The sequence below is a fragment of the Chromohalobacter sp. HP20-39 genome, from assembly GCF_033052815.1.
Taxonomy (GTDB): Bacteria; Pseudomonadota; Gammaproteobacteria; order Pseudomonadales; family Halomonadaceae; genus Chromohalobacter.
The window spans coordinates 1-277 of sequence record NZ_JAWHTP010000607.1 but is presented as its reverse complement, the minus strand read 5'-3'; the positions used below and the strand labels follow the sequence as shown (position 1 = coordinate 277).

Here is a 277-nt window from a genome sequence, read left to right as displayed (position 1 = left end):
AACAAGGCCTGATGAGCACTGTGCCCGGCCTGGCGGCTGTCAGCCATGTTCACGTGTGGCAACTCACTTCCGGTCGCACGATGGCCACGCTACACGTTCGACCCAACGTGGACGAGGAGGCGCGAGCTGTGGTCAAGCGCGTCGAGGCGGTGCTGCGAGAGCAGTTCAGCATCGAACACGCCACAGTCGGAATCGACTGGAACTCGGAGGCTGACGAGAACATCTGCAGCCTGCAACCCACGACAGGCCGTCAGGACCACAGCGGCCACGACCACAG

The 277-nt window shown here is 63.2% G+C and carries 1 pseudogene; it reads left to right on the top strand.

The window, feature by feature from the left end:
• A pseudogene (locus RVY79_RS19375) lies at positions 1-277 on the top strand (cation transporter); the annotation flags it as partial.